Origin of the sequence: Flavobacterium frigoris (assembly GCF_900111075.1) — a bacterium.
GTDB lineage: Bacteria > Bacteroidota > Bacteroidia > Flavobacteriales > Flavobacteriaceae > Flavobacterium > Flavobacterium frigoris.
Genome location: NZ_FOFZ01000003.1, coordinates 29,490 through 55,464, shown reverse-complemented (window position 1 = coordinate 55,464; position 25,975 = coordinate 29,490). Strand labels below are relative to the sequence as shown.

Below are 25,975 nucleotides of genomic sequence, written 5' to 3'. Positions count from 1 at the left end.
TGAATTCAAATAAAAAAAAAGGTAATTTAAACTCAATATATAATAGTAGAAATAGAATCATATCGGAAATCGCAATACGCGATATGGGTATATCGACTCCTATTTAAGATTATTTAAACCAGTATAATCGGAAGTTATTTATTTAGAAAAAATAGTTGTTCAACAAAAGATCAAAATGCTTTAGTTCTAAGTAGCTTCCTAACTTCACATTTGTAAATTAAGTTCTCAATTTATTTACAGTATTAATTACTTCTTTTATGTTGATGGATTTATATGCTGCTGCTTCAAGGAATATTGTATTTTAAGGATCACTTTTCTTTTTTGACCAACTGATTATGGCTTGAGCTATCTTAGAGATAGGTAATATCTGAAGTGTTTTTCTAATTTCTCCAAAGATTACTTTGATTTTTTTATCAGGCATGATCCAAAATAGGATAACCATCGCTGGAATAAAAATAAAAATTTGTGTTGTAATTGTTATCATAACTATTTGCTTTATGGTTATACTGATGATTCATTAAAAAGTTGAGTTGCAATTAGATGCTTTTTCAGTTAATATGCTGTGACATGAAAGGTGCTATTGTTTGCAAGGTATTTAGATGGTATGAAATATAAAAGGACATGAAAAATCAGGGTTTAAAAACACCTTTAGATGTTAGATAGGGGTGAAGGGAAGAGGTTAATAGTTTTTAGGACTGATACTATAAGGAGGAATAAGGTACAAAAAAGAAAAAATTTGCAAATACAGTCGATTATATAGTGTTATTAAATGCACTATATCATGAATTTATTGCTAAAAATTATTAAAAAACACAAATTAGTGCTTTTTAATGCTCTTTTTGATATAATTAATATTATTTTTTATATATTTGTATAAAAAAGAGCCGTATAATGCACTTCGAAGAGTTAATAAAGTCTATAAAAGAGCGGAGGGAGGAACTCCAGGTCACGCAGGAAACTTTGGCAGAACTATCTGGTGTAGGCTTAAGAACGCTTAAACAGTTTGAAAGTGGAAAAGGAAATCCTACACTACTTACTTTATCAAAGTTAGCAGATGTCCTAGGTATGGAGGTTGGTCTTCAAGTTAAAAATTTATCCCGTAACGAATGAGAAAAGCAAAAATACTGTTTAAAGACGAAGAAGCGGGTTTATTGACACAACACGATAATGGATCGTTTACATTCCGCTATCATGATTCTTGGATAGCAGACAGTACTAAGCCAGGAATCAGCCTTACTTTGCCTAAAAAGGAACAAGAGTTTCATTCAGAATTCTTATTTCCATTTTTTTATAATATGTTACCAGAGGGACCTAACAAACAAGTTGTGTGTAAATACAATAGAATTGATCTAGACGATTATTTTGGACTACTGATGATTACCGCAAAAAACGACAGCATCGGTGCTGTTAGAGTTATTAAAATAGAAGATTTATGAGTCTACCTGAAATAAAATATTGTCCAGGTACATTGGCAGAAGGTTTTGATACGTATAGTAGAACCTGTTTGAACAGAGTGTTTCATGGTAAAAAAGTAAATCACGTATTGCCTTACGATTCTCCGGGATCGAATCCTGAAGCAGCTGCGCTTTTTGAAGAAAACCGCAAGCGTATGTCAATTTCAGGAGTGCAGGAAAAATTTTCTGTAGTGCTTGAAAAAAACAAGTTAAGGCTTATTAATGAAGGAGAACCTGGTACTTATATTCTGAAACCCATTCCCGGTGCGGGTAAAAAACTAGACCAAATGCCCGCTAATGAGCATTTAACTATGCAAATTGCCCGTCAGGTCTATGGAATAGAAACAGCCGAAAATGCATTAATATTTTTTAAGAATGGTTCTCCTGCTTACATAACCAAACGGTTTGATGTAAAAGAAGACGGCACAAAACTGGCTCAAGATGATTTTGCCTCTTTGGCAGGAAGGACACCACAAACCTATGGAGAACATTATAAGTATTTAGGAAGTTATTTAGAGTTATTTCAATTAATGAAGCAATATTTACCTGCATATAAGCTGGAAGCACCAAAGCTGATAAAAATATTGGTATTCAATTACCTGTTTTCAAATGGAGATGCTCATTTTAAAAACTTTTCTTTACTGCAAACCGCTATGGGAGATTATAGACTAAGTCCTGCTTATGACCTGTTGAATAGCCGTATTCACATTGAAGATAAAGAATTTGCGTTGGATGATGGACTATTGCCTAAAAATTTAGCTCAAGGAAAGATAAGGCAACAATTCTTTGTCCTTGCTGAGCAGATAGGGATCAGTGAAAAAAACTTTAATGATATCATGGTGTTAATGTTATCACAGTCAGAACTGGTAGAAAAAATGGTAGTTGCTTCTTTCTTAAACGATGCCACGAAAAGAAATTATTGGCAGTCTTACCAAGGACGTTTAAAACAATTGATGAAAGGATAAGCTTTCTATGTAGTATTATGTACCACAAAAATATAAAAAAGTGCTGCTGGTAGTTTTTGACCTAGGACTTTAAAAATTTAATTTGCATGATAACCCTAAAAACCTCGTTTAAAAGGATTTAAACGAGGTTTTTTTTAGGAAAATATTGTTTTTTTGAATCTTGTACAAAGACTTTTCTAAACTCTTTTAATATTTTCTCAAGCTCTAATGTTGCTTTACGAGCTCTAGGTCCTGCAGCTTTAACCCCTTTTTCTATTAGAGATTGAGATTCTGTTTTAAATGTTTCAAATTCTTCGTTGATTTTTTAGAAGTAGATTAAAAAATATTTTTAAAAGATTATGCTAAACTATTTTAGTTCGTAAGCAGCTTATACGACGTACTCCTACCACTTCCTTCTTGTATCAGGATACCTTTAGCTGTTAAATCTTGTATATCTCTAAGGGATGTATCTGTAGAAACTTTAGTAATTTTGGCCTATTTTGAAACAGTAAGCTTTCCAAAAAAGTCATCAAGAAGAAGATGAAGTATTTTTTGTTGACGTAGGTTAAAATCAGTTGTAAGATGCGTTTCCCAAAATTGTACACGCTTTAAAATTGTGGCAATAGTTTCATCGGTTTGCGCCATCGAATGCAATAAGCACTTCAGAAACCATTTCAAGCAGGTTGTAATATCCAAATTGCCTTTTTGGGGACTTTCTAATATATCATAATTCTGAGTACGTTCTATTTGAATCTGAGCTGACATAGAGTGAAATCTTTGTTTACTTTGATCGGCACGAGCCAGTTGCATATCGGTTATAGCCCTTGTTATACGTCCGTTGCCATCTTCAAATGGATGTATAGTAACAAACCACAAATGAGCAAAAGCTGCTTTTAATACATGGTCAATATCTTGATTGGTATTAAACCAATCTAAAAAAGTATTCATTTCCTGAAGTACTCTATCTGCGCTTGGAGCCTCAAAGTGGATTGTTTCTTTTCCCCATTGGGCCAGAAGTTACTTGTATGGCATCTTCTCGCCAAGCTGTTGTCTTTATTTTGTACATACCACTTCGTCCTGTTGGAAAAAGGACTGCATACCATCCAAACAAACGATCATCAGTTAAAGGTTCATTATATAGTTGAGTAGCATCCAATAGCATTTCGACAACACCTTCAACATTGCGTTCCGCAGGAACAGCACCCGCAATTTCAATACCTAAACGTCTTGCAATGGAAGAGCAAACCTGTTATGGACTTAATTGTTCTTTTTCAATTTCACTGGACTATAGTACATCCAATGTTAGCGTTTTGAGTACTGTTTCCTCTTGCAATCGAAAACCAAGTCCTTGCATCACCCCAAGTATTTTGCCTTGTCTATGCCTAACTTCTCCAAGCAAAGGAGTGATTGCATCTGGATCCCAAGTGAATTTTGGCCAATCTTTTTTTTGATGAATATACATATTTACCGCATATTAAATGATATGCGGTGAATATAAACTTTAATCAGCGCATAATTACAACAAATAGACTATTGAGTTCAAGCAATTCTAAGATCAAACCCTATTGCACATTTTACAGAAAACGATAAATCCTTAAAACGGGTAAGGATATAGGTGAATAAATAGTTACTAAGCCTTTTGAAAAGTAGTACTTTAATTTTGAAAACAAAAAAGACTTATGAAAAAGCCCATTACGAATGGGCTTTGTAATTATAAATTAAATTTATTTTTTGATTCTTCTACAGAAACTTTTCTAAATTCTTTTAATAGTTTCTCTAACTCTAAAGTGGCTTTACGAGCTCTTGCTCCAGCTGCTTTAACACCTTTTTCAGTTAGCGACTCGGATTCAGTTTTAAATGTTGCATACTCGGCATTAATTTTTTGAATAAGATCTTTCATGATTTTTTTTTATTAAGTTTTTACGTAAAAATATTGATTTATGCTGTTGTTTAGAGTATAAAACATGGGTTATTCTCTTGTTTAGAACACCACTTTCTATTCTTCTTTATTAAGTTGTGCTACATAAAAAGCTGCAGGCATATTGGCTCTTGCTTTAAAAGCATTCGCAAATCGTTGGGTAGAACTAAAGCCAATTTCTTCAGCCAGTGCTTTATTTGTATACTGTTGCAGAATTTTACTTTCTTTAAGTGCGTTTATAAGGTAATCTATTTTTAGGTCATTAACTTAGGTAACAAACTTCTTATGGCGGTGATGGTAAACAACAAGAGAAAGATATTTAGTATTAGAGTTAAAAGTAGCGGCTAGTTTTACTAAGGTAATTTCTTTATCTAGGAACTTCTTTCCCTGTTCCCATTTTTCTAATTGCCTAATTAATTCAGTAACCGCTACAGCATTGATGTCAGCTATTCCAGCATGTTGTATTGGGGTGATTTCTTTTATAGGCTGGATGCTTTTATTCATCAGTGCGTCATAATTTTTTTTGTATGTACTTTTGATTTTAAAGTTGCGATAGCTTACGAAAAGAAGAGTCAAGAATATTAGTGTTACAAGGACTATGAAAATTAAGTTGTTGGATTTTTGTCCATTTACTTGCTGCTCCAATTTTTGTTTTTGAATCAAAATGTTCTTATTATCATATTCCTTACTCACTTTGGAGACCAGGTAGCTGTTAGTTTCAAGCAGCAAATGATCTGCAATAAGTAGTTGGTCTATATAATACAAATGTAGCTTATCTTCTTTTTTTGTTTTGTAGTAGTTAATTAATAATGCAAAAGTTTCTAATAAATCTCGTCTTATAAATTGTTTACTGTTTAGAATCTGGTCCACTTTTTTAAAATAGGGGATGGCAGTTTCATGTTTTTTTAGTTCCCAATAACTTTTCCCAATGTAAAAATTCCCTACAGCCTCATTGGCAAAATCATTGTTACTTTCTATTTCAGGCATTGTACTTTTTAAGTTAGTAATAGCCTTTTGATAATTATGTAGAAAATATTGGTTTACACCTTCCGAGTGCTGGAAATAAGCACTCATTTCTGGACTAGCACGCTTTGCGCTTTCTTTGATTCCCTCCTCGTTAGTTATAGAGCATAAGCCGTAGTTCCCCACTTTATTATAAGACAGTCCCAGTGAATGGAGTGAATTCAGATATGCTCTGTCATGATTCTTTTTATAGTAGTTTACACATTCTCTCAATAAAGAGATGGCTTCGTCATAAAACCCCATGCTGTTCTTCAGCTGAGCAATGTTGTATTTTACTTTATAAATCAAGTATTGATCATTTGTTTTAGCTATATATTCGTTAGCAATCAGATAGTCATCTAATGCCTCTTTGTATTTCTTATTGGAAAACAAAACTATTCCTTTGGTTAAGAACGCACTACCTATTGCGGCATTGTCTTTCGCCTTTTTTGCTGCATATACCATGCTGTCAGCGTAAATTATCCGCATCGATGAAGGGGACAAGTGCATTAAGTTTTGATAACCGTTTTTAAGTTCCTGCCAGTTGTGTTCCCTTTTCGCTTTGTTGATATAAGTAAATAAGTATATGGCAGCTCTGGTACTGTCATCTTTAAACTGATCTATTCGGTCTTCCAAATAAACAAAATCTTTATTTTGAATGGAGTCTGGAACTTTGAACGAGGTATTCTGAGATTGTATCCACAGGGGTACAAATAACAGTAGTATAAAAAATCTCTTCATAAACACATCAATTAAATTCGGGGTAGTTGCAAAACACTCGTTGTGTATTAAGATATAGATACTGGAATCTTTTCAACAAAGTGTATTTCAAAAATACTATAATCTGCTGATAAATAGTGTCTTATTGGTTCAAAAAAACTGTATTGATTTCGTGAAAATCGATAGTTAAAATCGTGAAAACCCACCACTATATTGTTGTATAGGTACTTTAGAGCATATAGATTTGTTCCGAATTCAAAAGCAAAAAGTTTAGCATCGTGCTAAATAAAGGTTCTGCTTACCCGGGTAAATGAACGGAGATATGGTTCTCAGTCACATTTTATAACTAATAATTATGAAAAATTTATTTTTAGGTTTGTTTGTTGTTTTAGTAATGATTTCCTGTTCTACGGATGAATATGGAGATGTAGTTGAAGAAGTTAGTAGTGTTTCTGTGCAAGCAAGTACATTGAAACAATTGGGTCCAGCAAATGATGCTAATCCTTACGATGAAGTTGGGAAAAAATATGGTATTTGGCTTTCGGAGTACTATCAGATTCATGGATATTCTAAAACTATTGAAGATTTAGCGACTCAAGTAAATTTTATGGGAGCAAAGTTGAAGGCTCCAGATGTTTTTGGTAAAAGCAATATATTGATTACGGAAGACGGTATTAGTATCAGTATAAATAATCCTGAAACTGTGGTTATATCAACACTAGCTTCAGGTACATTGAGCGAAGCGGCAGAAAGTAGTTTACTCGGTTTTTTTGTATCTCTCATTCAAAATAAGGAAGCAGAGTATAATCTATTGTATGATTTCATTACCACATATGAAGCTGGAATAATGGACTCTTCTGATCTAACAAGCTTCGAATTGGAAACGATTTTAGGAATTACCTCAGTTACCAGATACGCACTTGATGCAGAAGGGGGGCATAAAGATCGAGATTGGGAAATCTCCGTTGGGAACAAAAAAGTAGCATCAGGGTTTCATCCTTTTCAGGCTTCACTCATTTCTGTAATTGCCCATCTGCGTTATTACTTATAATCAGATAATCTTTTTATAACAAAAATTGATCTTGTTACTGATGAAACTACCCATTTACTTTTCTTTAGTGTTGGTCATATTTAACCTTATTAGTCTCTATTTCATTATAGATTTATTAAGCTATGATGAAATAGTTGGCTATTGGTTTAACGGTCGCAAGAAAAATGTGAGTACTCAAACGATGGGGTATTTACTTTTTGTAGCAACCCTGATGAATCTGTATTTCATTTTTTTGATTGTTGTCGAAAAATCAAATAAGAACGATTAGTACGTCTTTAGTTTGCCAGCATTCCTTTTTATTTGAAACGAGTGAATTATGATAATGACTTTACTACATATCGATTTAAATGAACTTCCTGTTAAAGGCTTAGATGTTCAAATTCTAAAAGACTGTCCACTTAAAAAAGAGGGACATGAAGCTTTCCTTATAAGTAATACGGCTGTACTACTTATAAAATCAGGCAGTCTAAGAATTTCTTTTCATGACGTTTTTTTGGAGTTGTTCGCCCATGATTTAGTGGTCCTTTCTAAAGGGGCACCTTTAGTCATTTTAGAGACGGATCCTCAGCTAAAACTATTCTACCTTTCCTTCAGTACAGCCTTTGCGATAGAAAATTGTAACAAGCAAGACCTTCTTGACGCTTTTTATTTTCTTAGTGGTCAGAGTATTGGAAAGTTGAGTTTAGATCTTAAAAGTTATTTAGTGGTATCGCTAATCTATAAGTTGATGTATCAAGTGAACAGTGATAAAGCGATTCGGCATGTATCAACAGAGTTGCAGCGTATTAGTTTTAATCTCTTTTTATATGAACTCCGTTGTATTTATGGGCATTTTGTGAGTGATTACCACTTGAGTTTTACAAGAAATGAAAATTTGACCATTCAATTTTTAAATATTCTTGCCATTCATTTTAAAGAGCAGCACAGCGTGAAATTTTACGCAGGCGTTTTATATGTAACTCCTGGTCATCTGAATAAGGTAGTTAAATATACTACAGGGAAATCAGTAAAAAGAATCCTTGAAGAAACCCTTATCATGGAGGCGAAAAATGCGCTTGAAGACTACCAAATTACAATAAATTTCTTAGCAGAAGATTTGGGATTTAACTGTTCTTCCACTTTTAGCACCTTTTTTAAAAAGCATGTTGGAAAATCACCGACGGTCTACCGAAACAGTTTAAGCAAGTAGATCTATTTCTCCCCTAATCAATTGTTTTTCACAACCAATAAAAACAATTCTATGATACAAAAAAAATACCACTTAGAATGGTTCGATTGTTTAATAGTACAGGAACTTAATGCAAGGAGTGGGGTACTACAATCCATAACTATTGCTGAAAGTAAGGAGCTTGTTGCGCATATTTTAAAAGAATCCCGTAGGATTCAGATCCAGATTAAGGAAGAAATTTTTTCTATTCGAAAAAAGAGGCAATTTCGACATTTGGTTCGAAAATACCATTCCACTTTTATTTATCTTTTAGATTGTAGCATTGAAAATCAGCAGCATGATTTTTTTAAAGAACCCCATCTTCATAATATCGGGACTACAGTTATTGCTGTGTTAGAGGATTTATTATCTTTTGTTGAAAATCGCTTTTACAAGTACCTTAGTTTGGATGAGCGTGTTCCGATCACCTATCAAATAGTTTCCAAAAGAGAAATACTGTCCAAGCTGGATAGTATTAAAAAAAATATTTTGACGTCTTCTGATACACAAGAACCTTTACAACTTGTTATATCAAAACTATATCAAAAAGTGAGATCGGAACACACGCATAAAAGTACCTACAGGGAAATAGTGTATAGAAAGGAATTATTGAATGCCTTAGCTAGTGATGCACTACCAATTGTAAAAAGCACTATATATTCTGTAGCAGATCAAATATTGATAAGTTTTAATTTCAATTGCCAGGAATACAGTGCTTACTTGAAAAATAAGATACTAAACCAACTCGATCACTATGCTACACTTGGAGATAGGTTTGCTGCTATTTTATGTATTTATAAGGAATTTGGGCAGCTCAATTGTAAACCCAAAAGAATGTTTGACCCGCAAGAACCAAATTTGAAAGAGGTTTTATTAACGTGGTTTCAGCATGAAATTCGCTACTTGGAGCAACAAATAAAATCTAGAGAGGAAGAGGTAATTGACTCATCACCTAAAAATGACATAACGGCAATGGAATCCAATTTTAAAATGGAGTGTGATTTGTCGTGCGATCAGATAGCTCTTATTTTGAGAGCTGCAGATGAATCTCGTGTGGTAAAAGCCCGCTCCATGAGTCAAGTATTTAAAAGTATTGTACCTTATTTATCTACTCCATTTAAAAAAGAGCTTTCCTATCAATCTGTAAGAAGTAAGTCTTACAATGCAGAAGACCGTGATAAAGTAGTAGCAATTCGCACGTTAGAGAAGATGATCACAAAAATAAATAGCTATTAAATTTTGTGTAGGAAGCGTGTTATATTGGTCTTTTAATCAGGGGTACTAAAGGGTACAACTTAAAGTTGTACTTGTGAGCAAAGTTAACTAATTGTTCTTTTGACTTATGAAATCAAACATCAATTTTTTTTGTGTTTGAGGAAAAGAAAAAAAGGAAGTTGAACATTTAATTAAGAAACTATGTTTACAAACATTTCATGGGGCAATTACATCTTTGTGATTGTACTGCTATTAGCCAGTTGGTATCTAGTTATTGGATTTAGATATTATTTATTTGACATCACAGAAATTGCGACAGGAAAGCGGAAACTTCGGAATCACAGAATTAAGGATTTAGAAATTGATTATGATGTAGTTCATCCACAAAATTTTACGGATACTTGCAAACAGCCATCATTTGGAGAATCAGAAGAAACTATTGGTGATATAGATGCTTTTGCTGATAAGTTAAAAAATATGGTAAAGGATGCAAGTCAAAGAGAAGTCATCAAATCAGAATTTATTGGACATCTCAGTTCACTACTTACCGAATACTCAAGTATTAAAAAATCTCCTTTTAGATCCTTAGTCAGTGAGCTGATTATTTCAGAATGTGAAAAACTAGATACAATGAGTTTAAGCCATGTAGAGGTCGAAGACTTGTGGAACGAATAAAACAATATTATAAAGTAGAGGAATTGCCCCTGTCCATTTCAGTGCGGTATGGCTTGATGTGACAGGAAGGAGAAATTGAGACAGTGGGATGCTCTACATTATTTAAAACGAATGGAATTTTAAAACAAGGAATTATGAAAGAGTACAATTGGAATATTCGAAGAATGAGCCGACAAAAAATGGTGATCTGCGTTAGTATAATCGTATTGCTGGTATTTAGTTACCAAGGATATGGACAGGATGGCCTCGCTGGGATTAATGAAGCCAATCAAAAAGTGAGAAGTTATTTTAATGCAGGTACACAATTGATGTACGCTGTTGGTGCATTACTAGGGCTGATAGGAGCTGTTAAAGTCTATCAGAAATGGAACGCGGGCGATCCTGATACAGGAAAAGTAGCAGCAGCATGGTTTGGCAGCTGTGTCTTTCTAGTTGTTGTAACCACCGTAATCAAGTCATTTTTTGGAGTTTAAAGCTTTGTAAATATGGGAAATAGCATCTATCATATTAATAAAGGAATTAATAAGAGTATCGAATTTAAAGGGTTAAAAGCGCAGTACATCTGGTATTTTGGAGGAGGAATAGTAGTGTTAATGATTCTTTTTTCGATGATGTATTTTATCGGTTTACCCTCTTTTATCTCGTTGGGGATTATTGGCATAGCAGGAACGGTGATGGCTGTAAAGATTTATAAAATGAGTCACAAATACGGAGAGCACGGAATGATGAAAGAGCTAGCAAAAAGACAATTACCTACAGTAGTTAAAACTCAAAGTAGAAGGATTTACAAAATGGCAAAGTAGAGGAGAACGGAATCAAGAATCAGTTAAATATAAATGAAGATGGAAAAGAGGATGGAAGCTATTTTACCGATAATGGATATAGAACATGACTGTATTCTATCAAAGCAAGGAGATATTACCGTGGTATTCAAAGTAGAGCTACCGGAGATATTTACATTATCGGATCAGGAATACGAGGCATTTCACCAAGCATGGGTGAAAGCAATAAAGCTATTGCCAAAGTTTAGCGTTTTTCATAAGCAAGACTGGTTTATTGATAGCAAGCATCAACCACATTTTGCCAACGACGACCATAGTTTTCTTAGCCGCTGTAGTGAGCGATTCTTTAATGAGCGTCCATTTCTAGATCATTCTTGCTACATTTTTTTGACTAAAAAGCCAGTGGGAAGAAAAACCTCTAGCTCGCTATTTTCTAATTTAATTAGGTCTTCAATTGTCCCTGAGGAAACCTTAAAAGAACAAGTGCGTCAAGATTTTGTCGATAGCACTGGACAATTCAGGCGAATATTGGAAGACAGCGGATTTGTAAAGTTACAGCGTCTTAGCGATGATGAAATACGAAGTCACAGCAGAAAGATTGGGATCATAGAACGCTATTGTTGCTTGTCTGAGAAACCAGAATCCTTTGTATTCAATGACATTGCTTTCAAGGATAGTTTACAGGTGGGAGACAAACATTGCCAGATTTATACTCTAGGAGATGCAGCCGATTTGCCTGCGTTATGTGGTTCTAGAATTAACTATGACCGGTATTCAACCGATAGGACTAAATTTAGCATTGGTTTTGCTTCAACTCTAGGTCAGTTACTTTCGTGTAATCACATTTATAATCAATACATTTTTATAGAAGATTTCCAAAAAACCTTGAAGAAGTTGGAAAGCAAAAGACTGCGACTACAATCTCTATCAGCATATAGCAGGGAAAATCTAATTGCTCGCGATGCTACAAATGATTTTCTTAATGAAGCCATTAGTCAGCAACGGCTTCCTGTCAAAGCACATTTTAATGTCTTGGTTTGGACCGATCGAAAAGAAGAACTGAAAGACATTAAAAACAAGGTTTCTTCTGCGCTAGTACAAATGGATGCAGCAGCAAAGCAAGAAACAGTGGGAGCAGCCCAGATTTATTGGGCAGGTATTCCTGGAAACGCCGCTGATTTTCCGATGAATGATAGCTTTGATACGTTTGTGGAGCAGGCAAGCTGCTTTCTAAATATGGAAACGGGTTATCGTTCGTCGCTAAGCCCAATTGGGATCAGACTAGGAGATCGTTTGACTGGAAAGCCAGTACATGTGGATATAAGTGATGAGCCAATAAAGATGGGGATATGCACCAATCGAAATAAGTTTATACTAGGACCTTCTGGAAGCGGAAAATCTTTCTTCACCAATCATATGGTTAGAAGCTATTATGAACAAGGAACCCATGTTGTACTTGTCGATGTAGGTCATAGTTACAAAGGGTTGTGTGATATGGTCAATGGATACTATTTCACCTATGATGAAAAGAATCCAATCAAGTTCAACCCCTTTTACATCAGTGAAGGCGATACTTTAGATACGGAGAAAAAAGAAAGTATAAAGACCTTGCTTTTGGCACTATGGAAAAAAGACGATGAGACTTTCAATCGGATTGAATATGTTGCCTTATCGAATGCTTTGCAATTGTATTATGAGAAACTGGCTGTAAATACCCAACTGTTTCCCAGCTTTAATACATTTTATGATTTTCTAAAAGAGGATTTTGTAAAAATATTGGAAGGGGATAAGGTAAAAGAAAAGGATTTTGATGTAAATAATTTTCTGTACGTATTGCGTCCGTATTATCAAGGAGGAGAATTTGACTACTTACTCAATGCTACTCAAAATTTAGACTTGTTGCAAGAGCGATTTATAGTATTCGAATTAGACAATATTAAGGATCATCCGATACTTTTTCCAGTGGTTACTATTATCATAATGGAGTTGTTTATTAGTAAAATGCGCAAGCTAAAAGGGATTCGTAAAATGATACTAATAGAAGAAGCGTGGAAGGCTATTGCTAAGGAAGGTATGGCAGAATATATTAAGTATTTATTTAAGACCGTTCGAAAGTTTTTTGGTGAAGCAATCGTGGTTACTCAAGAAGTGGAAGATATCATTTCGTCACCTGTAGTGAAGCAGGCCATTATCAATAATAGCGACTGCAAGATATTACTGGATCAGAGTAAGTATCAAAATAAATTTGAGCAAATTCAAGAACTATTGGGGCTCACAGAAAAAGAAAAAGCATTGGTATTATCAGTGAATAAATCCAATGATCCAGACAAGAAATACAAGGAAGTATTTATCTCCCTTGGCGGAATGCTTTCTAAAGTTTACCGAACAGAAGTTTCCTTAGAAGAATATCTCGCTTATACCACTGAGGAAACAGAAAAACTAAAAGTCCAAGCCTATTCGAAAATGTTTGGAGGTGATATTCAAAAAGGAATTGCTGCTTTAGCTGCTGATTTGCGATCCGAAGCAAATGGATGAAAAAGAGACAATAACGCTCTAATAGAGGAAAAAGGAAACCTAAATTAAATGCATTATGAAAACATCGAGAAAAATATGCTTGTGTATGCTTTGTGTACTGCTGGTCAGTAGTCCTGCAAGGCCTGCAACAACAGCGGCTTTGCCTATAGTTGGAGTGATAACTGCCGCAATTAAAAAAGTGATTTTGGCGATAGACTTGCGAATACAGCGGTTACAAAACGAAACTATCTGGCTGCAAAATGCGCACAAGAAACTGGAGAATACGCTTTCTGAACTAAAACTAGGAGAGATTTCTCAGTGGACACAGAAGCAGAAAGACTTGTATAAGAATTACTATGAGGAGCTGATGAAAGTCAAATCAATAATTAGTTATTACCAGCGCATTAGGGATATTACGCAGAAGCAAGTACGGCTAGTAGATGAATATGACAGCGCTTGGAATCTCATTAAACAAGACACACATTTTAATGTGGCAGAATTGGAGCATATGCATAAAGTGTATTCGGGTATAATAAACGAGAGTTTAAAAAACATAGACCAGATTTTTTTAATTCTGGATTCTTTTACGATCCAAATGAGTGACGCCAAAAGATTGGAAATCATCAATACCGCCGCTGATCAAATTGATGCTAACTATGATGACCTTAGACTATTCAATAGTCAAAATAGGCAGCTCAGTTTACAAAGAGCAAAAACGAAGTATGATGTAGACAAGATTAAGAAGCTTTACGGAATTCCTCACTAAAATAATAAGTCCATGAAAAAAATATTTTTATATCTACTATTTATAGGCTTGTTCACCAATAATTTACAGGGACAAGCTAAGCAAAGAAAAGTGTTGCTGCAGCAAATTGCTGCTTTAAGGATCTATACTGATTATGCACAAAAAGGATATTCTGTAGTCAAAAATGGACTAACGACAATAGGAGATTTCAAGCGAGGGGAGTTTAATCTTCACAGCAATTATTTCAGCTCATTAAAAACAGTCAATCCAAAAATAAAAAACTATTTCAAGGTGGCCGATATTATTGCGCTACAGCTAAAAATCATTCATAGTTCCCGTTTCATTATTAAGCAAGTGCACCGGGATGATCTATTTCACGGAGATGAAATAGCGTATATCAAAAGAGTAGTAGATCGATTAATTGAAAATTGTGAAGCTAATATGGAGGAACTCGTGACTATAGTAATGGATGGTCAACTTGAAATGAAAGAAGAGGAGCGAATCAAACGTATAGACGCAATATATCTCAATATGTTAGATAATTACAGTTTTGGTGAAAGCTATAATAAGCAAACACAATTATTGGCTTTGTCAAGAGCTAAAGAAAAGAAAGATCTGAAAATAAGCCGTAACATGCATGGCATTAATTCCAATTTCTAATGAAAAAGATAATAATTATAGCTGTTCTTTTGATGAGTTTCTTTTGTCCGCCTCGGATTTCAGGCCAATCACAGGAAATGCAGCAACTACTGCTCAACATAGAAAAATTGGCGCAATTCAAGCAGATTCTTAGTGAAATGAAAAAAGGGTATCAAATTGTTAGTGGAGGATACAACACGATCAAAGATTTATCTCATGGTAATTTTAGCCTCCATGAAACATTCCTTGACGCATTGATGCAGGTAAGTCCAACGGTACGTAAATATAAGAGAGTTGGTGAGATTGTGAAATACCAATTGCTTTTAGTAAAAGAATACAAATCCGCATTTGAAGGGTTCAGAAATGGTGGCAATTTTAGTCCTGATGAAATAGCCTATTGCGCAAGAGTGTATGATAACTTGCTGCAACAGAGCCTCCGAAATTTAGACGAATTGGTCACGGTTATTACTGCTAATACATTAAGAATGAACGATGAGGAAAGGCTTGCAGCTATTGACAAGATTTATGCTGATATGCAGGAGAAAGTTTTATTTCTGCGAAGTTTTAATAACAATACTAGTGTATTAGCGATCCAGCGCGCAAAAGAGCGTAATGATGTACGTGTTTTGCGTAACATTTACAAGACGAATAACTAAACAAAGAATAGTATGGCAAAGACAAGTAAGGGACTATTATTTACAGCCCTAGGAATACTATTGCCCTTTGCGATTCAGGCGCAAAGTGTAGGGGACGACATGAACAGTTTGCATGGTGTACTGGATCAACTCTACGAAGAGATGATGCCTTTATGTAATAGTTTATTGGGCGTAGGTCAAGGAATTGCTGGTTTTGCAGCTATTTGGTATATCGGCTCAAGAGTATGGCGACATATTGCTAATGCAGAACCAATAGATTTTTATCCGCTGCTACGGCCTTTTGTTATCGGTTTCTGTATTATGATTTTTCCTTCGGTCTTGGACTTGATTAACGGAGTAATGAAGCCTACTGTTACAGCAACAGCGGCGATGGTAGAAGGATCTAACAACGCTATTGGATTATTGTTGCAAAAGAAAGAAGAAGCTATTAAAAGTACCAATTCCTGGCAGATGTATGTTGGAGAATCAGGAAGTGGTGATCAGGATAGATGGTATAAATATACACACGATAATGCAAACCCTGATAGTCAAGGAATGCTTGAAGGGATCGGAAACGATGTCAAATTTGCTATGGCGAAGGCATCATTTAATTTTCGCAACTCGGTTAAGGAATGGATGAGTGAAGTACTAAGAGTATTGTTTGAAGCAGCTTCACTGTGTATCGATACCCTGCGAACATTTCAGCTGGTGGTTCTATCCATATTAGGTCCCTTAGTATTTGGAATCGCTGTATTTGATGGTTTTCAACATACTTTGACCGTTTGGCTGGCCAGATACATCAATATTTACCTGTGGCTTCCTGTTGCCAATATTTTTGGCAGTATCATCGGTAAAATACAGGAGAAGATGTTACAACTCGACATTGCTCAGGTAAATGATTATGGAGATACTTTTTTTAGTAGAACCGATATGGCGTATCTGGTATTCATGATTATTGGGATTGTAGGTTATTTTACAGTTCCCTCGGTAGCAAATTACATAGTTCATGCAGGCGGTGGAGGAGCATTGAGTCAAAAGGTAACCACCATTTTTAGTAATACTACAAATTCTGCAGTAAGTAGCGTGGGTACTGGTGCCAGTATGATGGCGGATGCGATGGGAAATGCGGCAAGTCGTATGTCTCAAAGCATGTCGGGCTCTAGTAGTTCCACTCCGTACTTCAATGACAAGAATAGTCATATGGGTGATAAATTAAAAGGCAATTCTTAATCTCTAAATTTAAATATCATGTTTAGCAAAATGAAAAATATTGACACAGCCTTTCGATATGTTCGAGGCTTTACAATGCTAGTTGTATTTGGATGTGTGATTCTCTGTTGCTTTGCTCTTTACAAAAGTTTTAGTCTGGTTTCGCAAATGCAGGATAAGGTTTATATACTGGCTAATGGGAAAGTATTGGAAGCATTTTCATCGGATAGAAAGGATAATATTCTAGTTGAAGCAAAGGATCATGTAAAAACCTTTCACAGCCTGTTTTTCAGTCTTGACCCTGATGATAAAGTAATACAAATCAATGTCACCAAGGCTCTTTATCTGGCGGATGATAGCGCAAAAAGAGTGTATGATGATTTAAAAGAAAACGGTTATTATTCTGGGATTATATCCGGTAATGTCAGCCAAACTATAGCTGTGGATAGTATAACAATTAACATCAATGAATATCCTTATCAGTTCCGTTGTTATGCAACTCAAAATATCATAAGACCCACAAGTATTGCTTATCGAAGTCTAATAACAGAAGGCAATCTTCGCAATGTTTCACGAAGCGACAACAATCCACATGGTTTTTTAATAGAGCGGTGGAACACTATTGAAAATAGAGATTTAAGTTCAAAAAACAGAAAATGATAAAAAACTGATTATGAAATTCACATTTAAAAAAAACAGCAAAAACAGTCCTGAAAGTGTCAAGTACAAAGAACGATTTCCAATGGGACGATTCAACGAAGCCATTTTTTTGTTGCAGCATAAATGCGCTCAGTGGCTGGAACAGAAGACGGCACATTTATCTGCAAAAAGCTGGATCGTAATCTTATTTTGTTTTGTAGTATTTACGGTCGGAGGGAACATTTATTTAATTGTAGATGGCCTAAATGAAAACTCAAACAAGATAGAACGTAGCATAATTAGTAGGCCGACCAATACAGTAGCATTCGATACTAAAAGTACAACGCTTAATACATCATTAAGTAAAACCCAAATAGAACGAATGGCTCGTTTCCAGATGTATATGGATAGTTTGGGACGCAGTCCTACTGGAAAGCTGGTACAGGACAGTATACTAAGATCTCGCCCTGGATTATTAGACAGCCTTGTTATCGTAGAGAATTATTATCGCTCATAATTTAAAAATCAATAGTATGGAACGAAAAACAGAATCACTAAAAATGCAAAGACAACGCAAGATGCTTATGGTATTGCCGCTCTTGATCCTTCCCTTTATTACAGCTCTATTTTGGATTCTAGGAGGAGGTAAAATGGATGCCGCTACTTTAGAGGCAGTCGAAAAAACAGGTTTTAATACAAAGCTTCCAGATGCAAACGGGAGAGAAGCACTTTTCTTAGATAAGATGAAATATTACGAACAAGCTGCAATCGATTCAGTAAAGCTGGATGAACTTATCAAAAATGATCCAAATTATCTGAGTCAATCTTTTCAGAAAAATGGAATGGAAACTGAAACGGATACCGATTTTCAAGAAAGTAATTATGCCAATGGAAACGGCGGATTAAATACATCGGTTTATCGAGATTCAAATGAAGAAAAAATTCATAAAAAACTGGAAGCATTACAGAAGGCTATAAATGGTCCAACGATAGTTATGGAACAGAATCATGGTTCGAATCAATATGCAAAACCCACTACTTCAGAAATACATTCTGATGATATTAATAGGTTAGAACACATGATAAGTACTATGGATGGGCAGAAAGGAGATCAGGATCCCGAATTGAAGCAACTCAGTGGAATGCTAGAAAACATACTTGATATTCAGCATCCTGAAAGAGTACAAGAGAGACTGCGAAAAGTTTCGAAAGAAAATCGTGGACAAGTGTTCACGATCAGCAGTAAAACGACGGAAGGGATAGTTTCATTAGTACAAAACAGTCTCATAAATCCTTTGGTCACTAATGGACAATCCAAGGGTAATGGCTTTTATTCTTTTGATGAAAATGCTAGTAGTGTCGATATGCAAAATACGATATCGGCTGTGATTCATGAAACCCAAGTAATCGTTACTGGTTCGACAGTAAAACTGAGGCTAACCAATGCGATTTATATTAATGGAGTCGCAATACCAAAAGATCATTTTCTATTTGGAATAGCTTCTTTACAAGGAGAGCGATTGAGTATCAAAATAAATAGCATTAGATATAATAACTCCTTGTTTCCAGTAGCACTTTCAGTCTACGATATGGATGGATTGGATGGGATTTATATTCCAGGCACTATTAATAGAGATGTTGCAAAAACAACTGCAGATCGTTCGATGCAGAGCATTGGAATGGGAACTCTTGACGATTCCTGGGGAGCGCAGGCTGCGGGAGCTGGAATAGAGGCTGCCAAAAGCCTGCTAAGCAAGAAAGTTAAGTTGGTTAAAGTGGTTGTAAAAGCTGGCTATCAAGTATTGCTTCTCGATGACAACCAAAAACAAAATGATTCCAATTAAAATCAAAAAATTATAAACATGAAAAAAATTAATGTATTACTAGTGGCTTTATTATGGATGTTTTCCAATGGAGCCTTTGCACAACAAACGGAAGGGAATTATTTTGAAGAAGTCGCATCGGACTCGCTTTTTATCGGGTATTCGAAAACTACGACTATCGTATTTCCTTATACTATTAAAACCGTAGACCGAGGGAGCCAAGATGTATTAGTGCAGAAAGCGAAAGGACTAGAGAACGTATTGCATATTAAAGCGGCACAGCAGGGATTTATTTCTACCAACCTTACGGTGATCACCTCAGATGCCAAGCTGTATTCGTTTGTGGTAAACTACGATGACGAATCACCGCAATTAAATCTCAGTCTACATACAACTAAGGCAGAAAGTCCAGAAATGTACTTTACAGCGGAGGGTGCGAACGAAGAGGAGGTAGAAAAATATTCCAAAGTTGCTTTTTACAATGGAAATAAGATCTCCGGTGCAAAGAAAAAAAAGGATCAGATTAAATTTCAACTCACTGGAATCTTTATAAGAGATGATGTGTTGTATTATAGGACAAGAGTTCTCAACGATTCTAAAATAAATTATGATATCGACCAGCTCCGATTTTTTATACGAGACAGCAAAAAGGTAAAACGTACCGCTTCCCAAGAATTGGAAATCGTACCGATAATGAGTTATAATAAACCAACTGCTATAAAAGGAGAGTCTGAGAACACGGCGGTTTTTGCGCTGCCCAAGTTTACGATTCCAGATAAGAAACATTTAGTAATTCAACTAATAGAGAAGAATGGTGGTCGGCACCTTGAACTTAGGTTGAAGAATAAAAAGCTTTTACAGCTTACTGTTCTACCGAAATTATAAATAGTAATCATTTAAATATAAGAATCATGAACGAGAAAAATTTTGAATACTTGCGTAACCAGGTTAAGTACACTGGTTTTGGAGAAGGATTGGACAATGAATTAAAGGAGAAAATGCAGCAGCAAACCTCTAATTTTACATTGAATCATGAAGTACTGTACGGAGTTGATCGTGCCAAAGCAACACTAAGTTTTAAAAAATCAGATCAGAGTGAGATGTATTTTTTTAATTCTTACAAGGTGGATTTGCAGAAAGACAATTCTAAAGAATCGCTGGAGCAAACTTTCTATATTAATAAAGGAAGTAATATTACGATGAAGGAAGCTTACAATCTAATGGAAGGTCGAGCAGTAAATAAAGAACTAACTAATAAAGAGGGACAGCTTTATAATTCTTGGCTCCAAATGGATTTTAAGAAAACGGACAGTAATGGGAATTTCAAACTCAATCAGTACCATCAGAATTATGGATACGATCTTGAGGCTAGCTTGAGGAAACTGCCAATAAAAGAACTAGAAACTCCAAAATACAAAGAAGATTTGATGGATTCTCTCAAGAGAGGAAACTTGCAATCTGCTACATTTTTGAAGGATGGTGAGGAAGTTAAGCAATTTGTTGAAGTTAATCCTCAATTCAAGACAATGAATGTATACGATACAAACATGAAGCGTATTGACAATATAGAGGCTAAAGTAGAAAAACAGTCGGAAGGCGAAAAGGCTTCTGTTAAACAGAGCAATAAAAAACAAGGGGCAAGCGCAGATAACGAAGAACCTGATATACCAAAGGAAGTAAAGAAAAGAGTAAGAAAGCAATCTAATTCAATTTGATAAATAATGGAAAGTCTAAAACCCTTATCAGATTTCTTTTCAGCTATTGAGAAGGATTACCGTATTAGTATCACGCATATCGGTGTTTATGCCGCATTGTTAAAATATAGTGGGGATAGGGGTTTTACCAGTCCGATCCAGGTTTTTAGCTATGAAATTATGCATATAGCAAAAATATCTGCATCAAGCACTTATCATAAATGTGTCAAAGAATTAAATGAGTACGGCTATATTAAGTACGAACCTTCTTTTAAGAGAAATCAAGGGAGTAGGATTTATTTTAAATATATATAGAATTTAAATAATTGTATCAACATAATAAAAAGCCCCTTATCGGGCTTTTTTTGTTAATAAAAATAGGGTAATAATGGAAAATGAATTAAATGAAAAGGGAAAAATTACTGCTAAAAAAACCATGAAAATACTTAATTCGGGGGGAATATGTGTTACTCTTGAAGAAGCTGAAGCAATTTTGGTGTTTATGAAAAAAATAGCTAATATAGCGGTAACTAAATATTTACAAACATGAAAAAGGTAGCTGATTTATATATACGTGTAAGTACAGACGAGCAGGCGGATAGAGGATATTCCCAGCGAAATCAAGAGGAAGTTCTTCGGAAGTATTGTGATATTAATTTTATTGCGGTACGAGATGTAATTTACGAAGATCATTCAGCTAAAACATTTAATAGGCCGCAGTGGAAGAAACTTCTACTAAATTTAAAAAAATATAAAAATAAGACGGATTTTATACTTTTTACAAAGTGGGATAGGTTTAGTAGAAATGCGGGTGATGCATATCAGATGATTAGTCAACTTCGAAAGTTAGGAGTAGAACCTCAGGCAATGGAACAACCATTGGACTTAGCGGTTCCTGAAAATAAAATGATGCTGGCATTTTACCTTGCGGCTCCTGAGGTCGAAAATGATCGTAGAGCCCTCAATACATTTCATGGTATGCGACGAGCAAAGAAAGAAGGGCGCTATATGGGAATAGCTCCATTCGGTTACGCAAATAAATCTAAAGAAGATGGGCAAAAGTATATAAGTCAGATAGAACCTAGGGCTTCAGTAATGCGATGGGCATTCGAGGAACTATCAAAAGGTGTATTCAGTACAGAACAAATATTTCTTATGGCCAAAAAAAGAGGTTTTACAAGAGGTAAAAGTAATTTTTGGCTTCTAATCAGAAATCCTATTTACTGTGGAAAAATTTTTATTCCAAAGTATAAAGATGAAGAAAGTATGTTTGTAGTAGGGCAGCATGAGGCAATTATTTCAGAAGGATTATTTTATAATGTTCAAGATATTTTAGATGGTAAATCCCGAAATTATCGAGCAAAGATTGAAACTATAGAGGAGTTTCCTTTACGAGGATTCTTTACATGTCCTAAATGTGGGAAAAAATTATTGGGAAGTAAATGTAAAGGACGCACTAAATACTATTACTATTATCATTGTGTATCGGAATGCAAATATCGTATAAATTCAGAAGTTGCTAATGAGCTATTTGTAGAGAATTTAAAAGCATATGAGCCACTCCATGAAGTGAAAAAAATCTATACAGCCGTCTTAATAGAAACGCATAGAGATTTGACGGATAATGCAAGAGAAATGAAGCGGCGAATTTTAGAACAAGTAAAAAATTATGAAAATAGATTAAGCAATGCGCGAGACTTACTTTCAACAATGCAAATTGATCCGTCAGACTACAGGCTGATGAAGCTTGATTATTCTGAAAAGATAACTAAGTTAGAATCTGAATTATCTGAAATAAGTAGCGATAAACAAAGTATAGCTGGACTATTGAATAGTGGTATTGAAAATCTTATTAGACTGAACAACAGCTACAATGATGCTAGCTTAGCAGACGCAAGGGAATTAATTGGTTTAATTTATCCCGAAAATTTCACAATTCGTGGGGAGCAAGTACAAACCACTAGAATCAACAAGGTTATCGAGTCTATATACATGATTAACAATGAGTTAGGTCTAAAAAAAAACGGGACAAAAGAGAATTTTTTCTCTTTGTCCCGTAAAGTGACCTTGACTGGATTCAAACCAGTAACCTCTTGAGCCGTAATCAAGTGCGCTATTCAGTTGCGCCACAAGGCCGTATTGCGGGTGCAAAGTTAGGAATAAATGTGTAATTTGCAAGTCTTATTTAATATAAAATTAAAAAAAATGTCTTTAAAAAAGTATATACGTGATATTCAAGGATTTCCAAAAGAAGGAATTTTGTTTAAAGACATTACTCCTTTGTTAATTGACCCAAAAGGAAGAGCGGAATGTTTAAAAATATTGGTCGATTCCTTAAAAGGAAAGCAAATCGATAAAGTGATAGGAGTGGAGAGTAGAGGATTTTTCTTCGGAATTCTGATCGCACAAGAATTGAATGTTGGTTTTATTCCAGTAAGAAAACCCAATAAATTGCCTTTTGACACTATTTCGGCAAGCTATGATTTAGAATATGGAACCGATACTTTAGAGATTCATACGGATGCGATCCAAAAAGGAGATAGGATACTGATTCATGATGATGTCCTTGCTACTGGAGGAACGGCACAAGCAGTGTGCGAACTAGTAGAACGGCTGGGAGGTGAAATCGTTCAATTGAATTTCTTAATGGAAATCTCTTTTCTAAAAGGAAGAGAAAAAATTAAGGAATACGAGATTTTTACGGCGATTACATATTAACCTAAAGCGCGGGTTGTAACATAATAGCGGTAGCCAATGATTGCCATTTGCCACTTTTTGGCTTTGGTTAAATCTAATCTTTGCGCAGTAAAACTAGGTAAAATTACTTTGTTGATTTGGGCTAAAATTCTGTACATAAGGATTTTTATTTTCGGCAAAGATATAAAAAAAGACGATCATGGTGATGACCGTCTTTTTTGGGTTTTAATAGTGCTATGAAGTTATTTTTTAGTTTCAATTTCTATAGCTCCATTAGTAGCTTGCGCGCCATATTTTTTAACTGCAGTTTTTCCTTTTAAAACATTTACTGATGTTATCGTTTTAGGATCAATATCATCTATATTAACTTCAGGATTAGCTTTTTTACCATTTATGATTAGTATTGGTTTTTCATTACTGTCATTTATTTTAGGTTGCTTTGTAATATCTAAATTATTATTTGACGATTGTTTATTGTCTTTAGTAATAATTGTAACTGTTTTTTTATTAGAATCATTTTTATTTACATCCATCTTGCTTATTAAAGTAGGATCTAATAGGTCTAGTTCTTTCTTAGTGGATTTAATACCATCTATATAAATATCGGTATCTAAAGTTAATCCATCTTTCTCTCTTTTTACAACGGTAATAGTACGTGTAGTTTTTGGTTTTTGTACGCCATTAAGGTTGGTAGGGTCTGTTTTCTCTAACTCTAATTGAGTTGCATTTCTATTCTGTTCAAAAACCATTACCTTATCCTCGTCAGGAATCTCTGTTAGTTTATTATTGATCCACACTTTGCTTTCGGGGCTAAGACTATTTTTTTTGGTTATAATGGTAACGGTCGATTTATAATTCGTTTTAGAAACATTCATCGTACTAATGTCATTTGGATTAGTATTATCCATCTCTTCTTTAGTAACCTTTTTTCCATCAATAAAAATTTCAGTATTGGCATCCAAACCTTTGTTTTGGGCTTTGTTTACCATGATAGTTCTATATTTCTTAGTACTGTCTTTTTCTTGATGCAGTACATCATTAGCTGTAGAATGATCATTTGAACTCACTTTAATAATCTCTTCTTTTACCTTTTCTTGTGCAACTACTTTAACTTGAAATAGGAACACAAAGGCAATTAATGCAGGTACTACACTTGCATACTTCCAGGAATTCCTTTTGTTCGATTGATTTTTGTTTAACATAACGATTCGTTTTTTGATTAATGATTGATAAAAATGATTAGTAATGGCAACACAATTCTCTTGTGTTGTTATTTTTAAAAGCGTGATTTGGTAGGCCTTTTTATCTGAAATTTTTTTAGAAGCTTCGCTGTCTGCAATGAATTCTAGATTTTGTAGGATTGCTTTTTTGTAAAACCAAACGATGGGATTGAACCAAAAAACAACACAAAATAAGCGCGAAATCAATACATCTATGGTGTGATGCTGTTCGCTGTGGACTTTTTCATGCTCTATTATACTTTCAAGCTCAGCAGTACTGTATAAAGCCGAATTATAAACGATAGTATTAAAAAAGGAGAAAGGAGCCAGGTTTTCCTTGATGTCAATAAATTTAAAATCGGCTTGCCGTTGAATCGGCTTTCCTTTAAAGACTTTTTGAAGACTGTAAAAATCAAATCCAAATTTAGCCAACAAACTCAACATCGCAATACAGTATATTAATGCAAGTCCGAGGTAAATATATTCTTCGGTGTGATCTTCTTCAATAACAGCGCTCATTGGCAATGAGGACCAATCATAGTTTACAGAAGTAGGTTCTATCCAAATTATTTTTGTAAAAACCAGTAGCGGTAACAAAGCAGAAGTGACTAATCCAGCCAAGAGAAACCATCGGTTGCTGGTAAAAAACGTTTCTTTTCGCAATAAAAAATGATAGGCAATAAAGAACAGCAGCAGTAAACCGCAGGATTTTACTAAGTACAGTGCTATTGATTCCATAAATGATAGTTTTAGTGTAGCTTTCTTAAAATTATAAAATTAATTCTCTTGTTTTGGAGCTTCAATCATCGCCAAAATCTCCCTTAATTCAGCAGCCGAAATCTTTTCCTCTTTTGCAAAAAAGGACACCATATTCTTATACGAACTATTAAAATAAGTATCAATTGCCGTACTCATGAAACGTTTTCTATAGTCCTCAATAGGTACTATTGGGTAGTATTGATGCGTATTTCCATAAGCGTTATGCGCAACATATCCTTTTTCTTCTAGATTCCGCACGATGGTCGAAAGCGTGTTATAATGTGGTTGATCTTCCGTTATTTCGGCCATGACCTCCTTTACAAATGCCTTTTTTAGCTTCCATAAAATCTGCATGATCTCTTCTTCTTTGTTCGTTAATTTTTGCATAGCATAGTATTTATTTGGGCGTTTCCCTGCGGGTCAGGCTATCCGG

General features: G+C 34.8%; 34 protein-coding genes and 1 tRNA gene. 24 read left to right on the top strand and 11 right to left on the bottom strand.

Going from position 1 to position 25,975, the window contains the following annotated elements:
• Positions 1-301: 301 nt before the first annotated feature.
• The gene (locus tag BMW63_RS05785; RefSeq protein WP_074722200.1) at positions 302-484 is read right to left on the bottom strand and encodes a hypothetical protein; all 183 of its coding nucleotides are present in this window, start codon (positions 482-484) and stop codon (positions 302-304) included.
• Positions 485-891: 407 nt separating this feature from the next.
• Between BMW63_RS05785 and BMW63_RS05780 the strand changes: the two genes are divergently transcribed.
• The 3 genes from BMW63_RS05780 to BMW63_RS05770 are packed head-to-tail and all read left to right on the top strand — an operon-like array spanning position 892 to position 2,419.
• Entirely contained in the window at positions 892-1,110 is a 219-nt protein-coding gene (locus BMW63_RS05780; protein ID WP_074722198.1) for a helix-turn-helix transcriptional regulator, read from the top strand.
• On the top strand, positions 1,107-1,436 hold the full coding sequence (locus BMW63_RS05775; RefSeq protein WP_074722196.1) for a HipA N-terminal domain-containing protein: 330 nt from the start codon (positions 1,107-1,109) through the stop codon (positions 1,434-1,436). The genes BMW63_RS05780 and BMW63_RS05775 overlap by 4 nt, the downstream gene beginning before the upstream one ends.
• The gene (locus tag BMW63_RS05770; RefSeq protein WP_074722194.1) at positions 1,433-2,419 is read left to right on the top strand and encodes a type II toxin-antitoxin system HipA family toxin; all 987 of its coding nucleotides are present in this window, start codon (positions 1,433-1,435) and stop codon (positions 2,417-2,419) included. The genes BMW63_RS05775 and BMW63_RS05770 overlap by 4 nt, the downstream gene beginning before the upstream one ends.
• Positions 2,420-2,537: 118 nt before the next feature.
• On the opposite strand, the gene BMW63_RS05765 is transcribed toward BMW63_RS05770, so the two are convergent.
• The 6 genes from BMW63_RS05765 to BMW63_RS05750 form a co-directional block, all read right to left on the bottom strand.
• On the bottom strand, positions 2,538-2,720 hold the full coding sequence (locus BMW63_RS05765; RefSeq protein ID WP_074722677.1) for a histone H1: 183 nt from the start codon (positions 2,718-2,720) through the stop codon (positions 2,538-2,540).
• Between the two features lie 173 nt (positions 2,721-2,893).
• Positions 2,894-3,346: a Fic family protein gene (locus tag BMW63_RS18365; protein ID WP_245744884.1), complete on the bottom strand. Its 453-nt coding sequence runs from the start codon at positions 3,344-3,346 to the stop codon at positions 2,894-2,896.
• Between the two features lie 31 nt (positions 3,347-3,377).
• The gene (locus tag BMW63_RS18360; protein ID WP_245744882.1) at positions 3,378-3,554 is read right to left on the bottom strand and encodes a hypothetical protein; all 177 of its coding nucleotides are present in this window, start codon (positions 3,552-3,554) and stop codon (positions 3,378-3,380) included.
• Between the two features lie 129 nt (positions 3,555-3,683).
• Complete coding sequence (locus BMW63_RS18355) at positions 3,684-3,860, bottom strand: DUF4172 domain-containing protein (RefSeq protein WP_245744880.1); 177 nt, start codon at positions 3,858-3,860, stop codon at positions 3,684-3,686.
• Positions 3,861-4,109: 249 nt separating this feature from the next.
• Complete coding sequence (locus tag BMW63_RS05755) at positions 4,110-4,298, bottom strand: histone H1 (RefSeq protein ID WP_074722192.1); 189 nt, start codon at positions 4,296-4,298, stop codon at positions 4,110-4,112.
• A gap of 285 nt (positions 4,299-4,583) precedes the next feature.
• Positions 4,584-6,059, bottom strand: a complete 1,476-nt coding sequence (locus BMW63_RS05750; RefSeq protein WP_245744878.1) for a tetratricopeptide repeat protein — start codon at positions 6,057-6,059, stop codon at positions 4,584-4,586.
• A 334-nt stretch (positions 6,060-6,393) separates the two neighbouring features.
• Between BMW63_RS05750 and BMW63_RS05745 the strand changes: the two genes are divergently transcribed.
• The 20 genes from BMW63_RS05745 to BMW63_RS05655 all read left to right on the top strand — a co-directional run bounded on the left by BMW63_RS05745 (position 6,394) and on the right by BMW63_RS05655 (position 22,963).
• On the top strand, positions 6,394-7,089 hold the full coding sequence (locus BMW63_RS05745) for a hypothetical protein (RefSeq protein ID WP_074722190.1): 696 nt from the start codon (positions 6,394-6,396) through the stop codon (positions 7,087-7,089).
• A gap of 40 nt (positions 7,090-7,129) precedes the next feature.
• Positions 7,130-7,357 carry a hypothetical protein gene (locus tag BMW63_RS05740; protein WP_074722188.1) on the top strand — a complete coding sequence of 76 codons (228 nt, stop codon included), beginning with the start codon at positions 7,130-7,132 and terminating at the stop codon, positions 7,355-7,357.
• Positions 7,358-7,405: 48 nt separating this feature from the next.
• Positions 7,406-8,278, top strand: coding sequence for a helix-turn-helix domain-containing protein (locus BMW63_RS05735; protein ID WP_074722186.1), 873 nt, complete (start codon positions 7,406-7,408; stop codon positions 8,276-8,278).
• A 51-nt stretch (positions 8,279-8,329) separates the two neighbouring features.
• A complete protein-coding gene (locus BMW63_RS05730; protein WP_074722184.1) occupies positions 8,330-9,532 on the top strand; it encodes a hypothetical protein in 1,203 nt (400 codons plus the stop codon).
• A gap of 180 nt (positions 9,533-9,712) precedes the next feature.
• Positions 9,713-10,186 (top strand): hypothetical protein, encoded by a 474-nt coding sequence (locus tag BMW63_RS05725; RefSeq protein WP_074722182.1) that lies wholly within the window; start codon positions 9,713-9,715, stop codon positions 10,184-10,186.
• Between the two features lie 179 nt (positions 10,187-10,365).
• Positions 10,366-10,659 (top strand): DUF4134 domain-containing protein, encoded by a 294-nt coding sequence (locus BMW63_RS05720; RefSeq protein ID WP_449403942.1) that lies wholly within the window; start codon positions 10,366-10,368, stop codon positions 10,657-10,659.
• 12 nt (positions 10,660-10,671) lie between these two features.
• Positions 10,672-10,989, top strand: coding sequence for a DUF4133 domain-containing protein (locus BMW63_RS05715; RefSeq protein WP_074722178.1), 318 nt, complete (start codon positions 10,672-10,674; stop codon positions 10,987-10,989).
• 39 nt (positions 10,990-11,028) lie between these two features.
• A complete protein-coding gene (locus tag BMW63_RS05710) occupies positions 11,029-13,503 on the top strand; it encodes a TraG family conjugative transposon ATPase (protein WP_074722176.1) in 2,475 nt (824 codons plus the stop codon).
• A 55-nt stretch (positions 13,504-13,558) separates the two neighbouring features.
• The gene (locus BMW63_RS05705; RefSeq protein WP_074722174.1) at positions 13,559-14,248 is read left to right on the top strand and encodes a conjugal transfer protein TraI; all 690 of its coding nucleotides are present in this window, start codon (positions 13,559-13,561) and stop codon (positions 14,246-14,248) included.
• Between the two features lie 12 nt (positions 14,249-14,260).
• Positions 14,261-14,887, top strand: a complete 627-nt coding sequence (locus tag BMW63_RS05700) for a hypothetical protein (RefSeq protein WP_074722172.1) — start codon at positions 14,261-14,263, stop codon at positions 14,885-14,887.
• Positions 14,887-15,522 (top strand): hypothetical protein, encoded by a 636-nt coding sequence (locus BMW63_RS05695; protein WP_074722170.1) that lies wholly within the window; start codon positions 14,887-14,889, stop codon positions 15,520-15,522. The genes BMW63_RS05700 and BMW63_RS05695 overlap by 1 nt, the downstream gene beginning before the upstream one ends.
• Before the next feature lie 12 nt (positions 15,523-15,534).
• A complete protein-coding gene (gene traJ, locus BMW63_RS05690) occupies positions 15,535-16,731 on the top strand; it encodes a conjugative transposon protein TraJ (RefSeq protein WP_074722168.1) in 1,197 nt (398 codons plus the stop codon).
• Positions 16,732-16,761: 30 nt separating this feature from the next.
• A complete protein-coding gene (traK, locus tag BMW63_RS05685) occupies positions 16,762-17,370 on the top strand; it encodes a conjugative transposon protein TraK (protein ID WP_245744875.1) in 609 nt (202 codons plus the stop codon).
• Between the two features lie 13 nt (positions 17,371-17,383).
• On the top strand, positions 17,384-17,866 hold the full coding sequence (locus tag BMW63_RS05680) for a hypothetical protein (RefSeq protein WP_074722164.1): 483 nt from the start codon (positions 17,384-17,386) through the stop codon (positions 17,864-17,866).
• Positions 17,867-17,882: 16 nt separating this feature from the next.
• Positions 17,883-19,193: a conjugative transposon protein TraM gene (traM, locus tag BMW63_RS05675; protein WP_074722162.1), complete on the top strand. Its 1,311-nt coding sequence runs from the start codon at positions 17,883-17,885 to the stop codon at positions 19,191-19,193.
• Between the two features lie 18 nt (positions 19,194-19,211).
• Positions 19,212-20,057, top strand: a complete 846-nt coding sequence (gene traN / locus BMW63_RS05670) for a conjugative transposon protein TraN (RefSeq protein WP_074722160.1) — start codon at positions 19,212-19,214, stop codon at positions 20,055-20,057.
• Between the two features lie 26 nt (positions 20,058-20,083).
• A complete protein-coding gene (locus BMW63_RS05665) occupies positions 20,084-20,887 on the top strand; it encodes a hypothetical protein (protein ID WP_074722158.1) in 804 nt (267 codons plus the stop codon).
• Positions 20,888-20,893: 6 nt separating this feature from the next.
• Positions 20,894-21,181 carry a hypothetical protein gene (locus BMW63_RS18345; RefSeq protein WP_074722156.1) on the top strand — a complete coding sequence of 96 codons (288 nt, stop codon included), beginning with the start codon at positions 20,894-20,896 and terminating at the stop codon, positions 21,179-21,181.
• 73 nt (positions 21,182-21,254) lie between these two features.
• Positions 21,255-21,416, top strand: a complete 162-nt coding sequence (locus BMW63_RS18095) for a hypothetical protein (protein WP_159086048.1) — start codon at positions 21,255-21,257, stop codon at positions 21,414-21,416.
• Positions 21,413-22,963, top strand: coding sequence for a recombinase family protein (locus BMW63_RS05655; RefSeq protein ID WP_074722154.1), 1,551 nt, complete (start codon positions 21,413-21,415; stop codon positions 22,961-22,963). The genes BMW63_RS18095 and BMW63_RS05655 overlap by 4 nt, the downstream gene beginning before the upstream one ends.
• Here BMW63_RS05655 and BMW63_RS05650 read toward each other — a convergent pair.
• Positions 22,929-23,002, bottom strand: a tRNA-Arg gene (locus BMW63_RS05650). The two genes, BMW63_RS05655 and BMW63_RS05650, sit on opposite strands and share 35 nt — an antisense overlap.
• Positions 23,003-23,071: 69 nt before the next feature.
• Between BMW63_RS05650 and BMW63_RS05645 the strand changes: the two genes are divergently transcribed.
• Positions 23,072-23,584 (top strand): adenine phosphoribosyltransferase, encoded by a 513-nt coding sequence (locus BMW63_RS05645; RefSeq protein ID WP_074722152.1) that lies wholly within the window; start codon positions 23,072-23,074, stop codon positions 23,582-23,584.
• Here the strand turns inward: BMW63_RS05645 and BMW63_RS05640 are convergent.
• From BMW63_RS05640 to BMW63_RS05630, 3 genes are all read right to left on the bottom strand, one after another.
• A complete protein-coding gene (locus BMW63_RS05640; RefSeq protein WP_074722150.1) occupies positions 23,581-23,721 on the bottom strand; it encodes an SsrA-binding protein in 141 nt (46 codons plus the stop codon). The two genes, BMW63_RS05645 and BMW63_RS05640, sit on opposite strands and share 4 nt — an antisense overlap.
• Before the next feature lie 84 nt (positions 23,722-23,805).
• A complete protein-coding gene (locus BMW63_RS05635; protein WP_074722148.1) occupies positions 23,806-25,521 on the bottom strand; it encodes a M56 family metallopeptidase in 1,716 nt (571 codons plus the stop codon).
• A gap of 39 nt (positions 25,522-25,560) precedes the next feature.
• Positions 25,561-25,929: a BlaI/MecI/CopY family transcriptional regulator gene (locus tag BMW63_RS05630; protein ID WP_074722146.1), complete on the bottom strand. Its 369-nt coding sequence runs from the start codon at positions 25,927-25,929 to the stop codon at positions 25,561-25,563.
• Between the last annotated feature and the right edge of the window lie 46 nt (positions 25,930-25,975).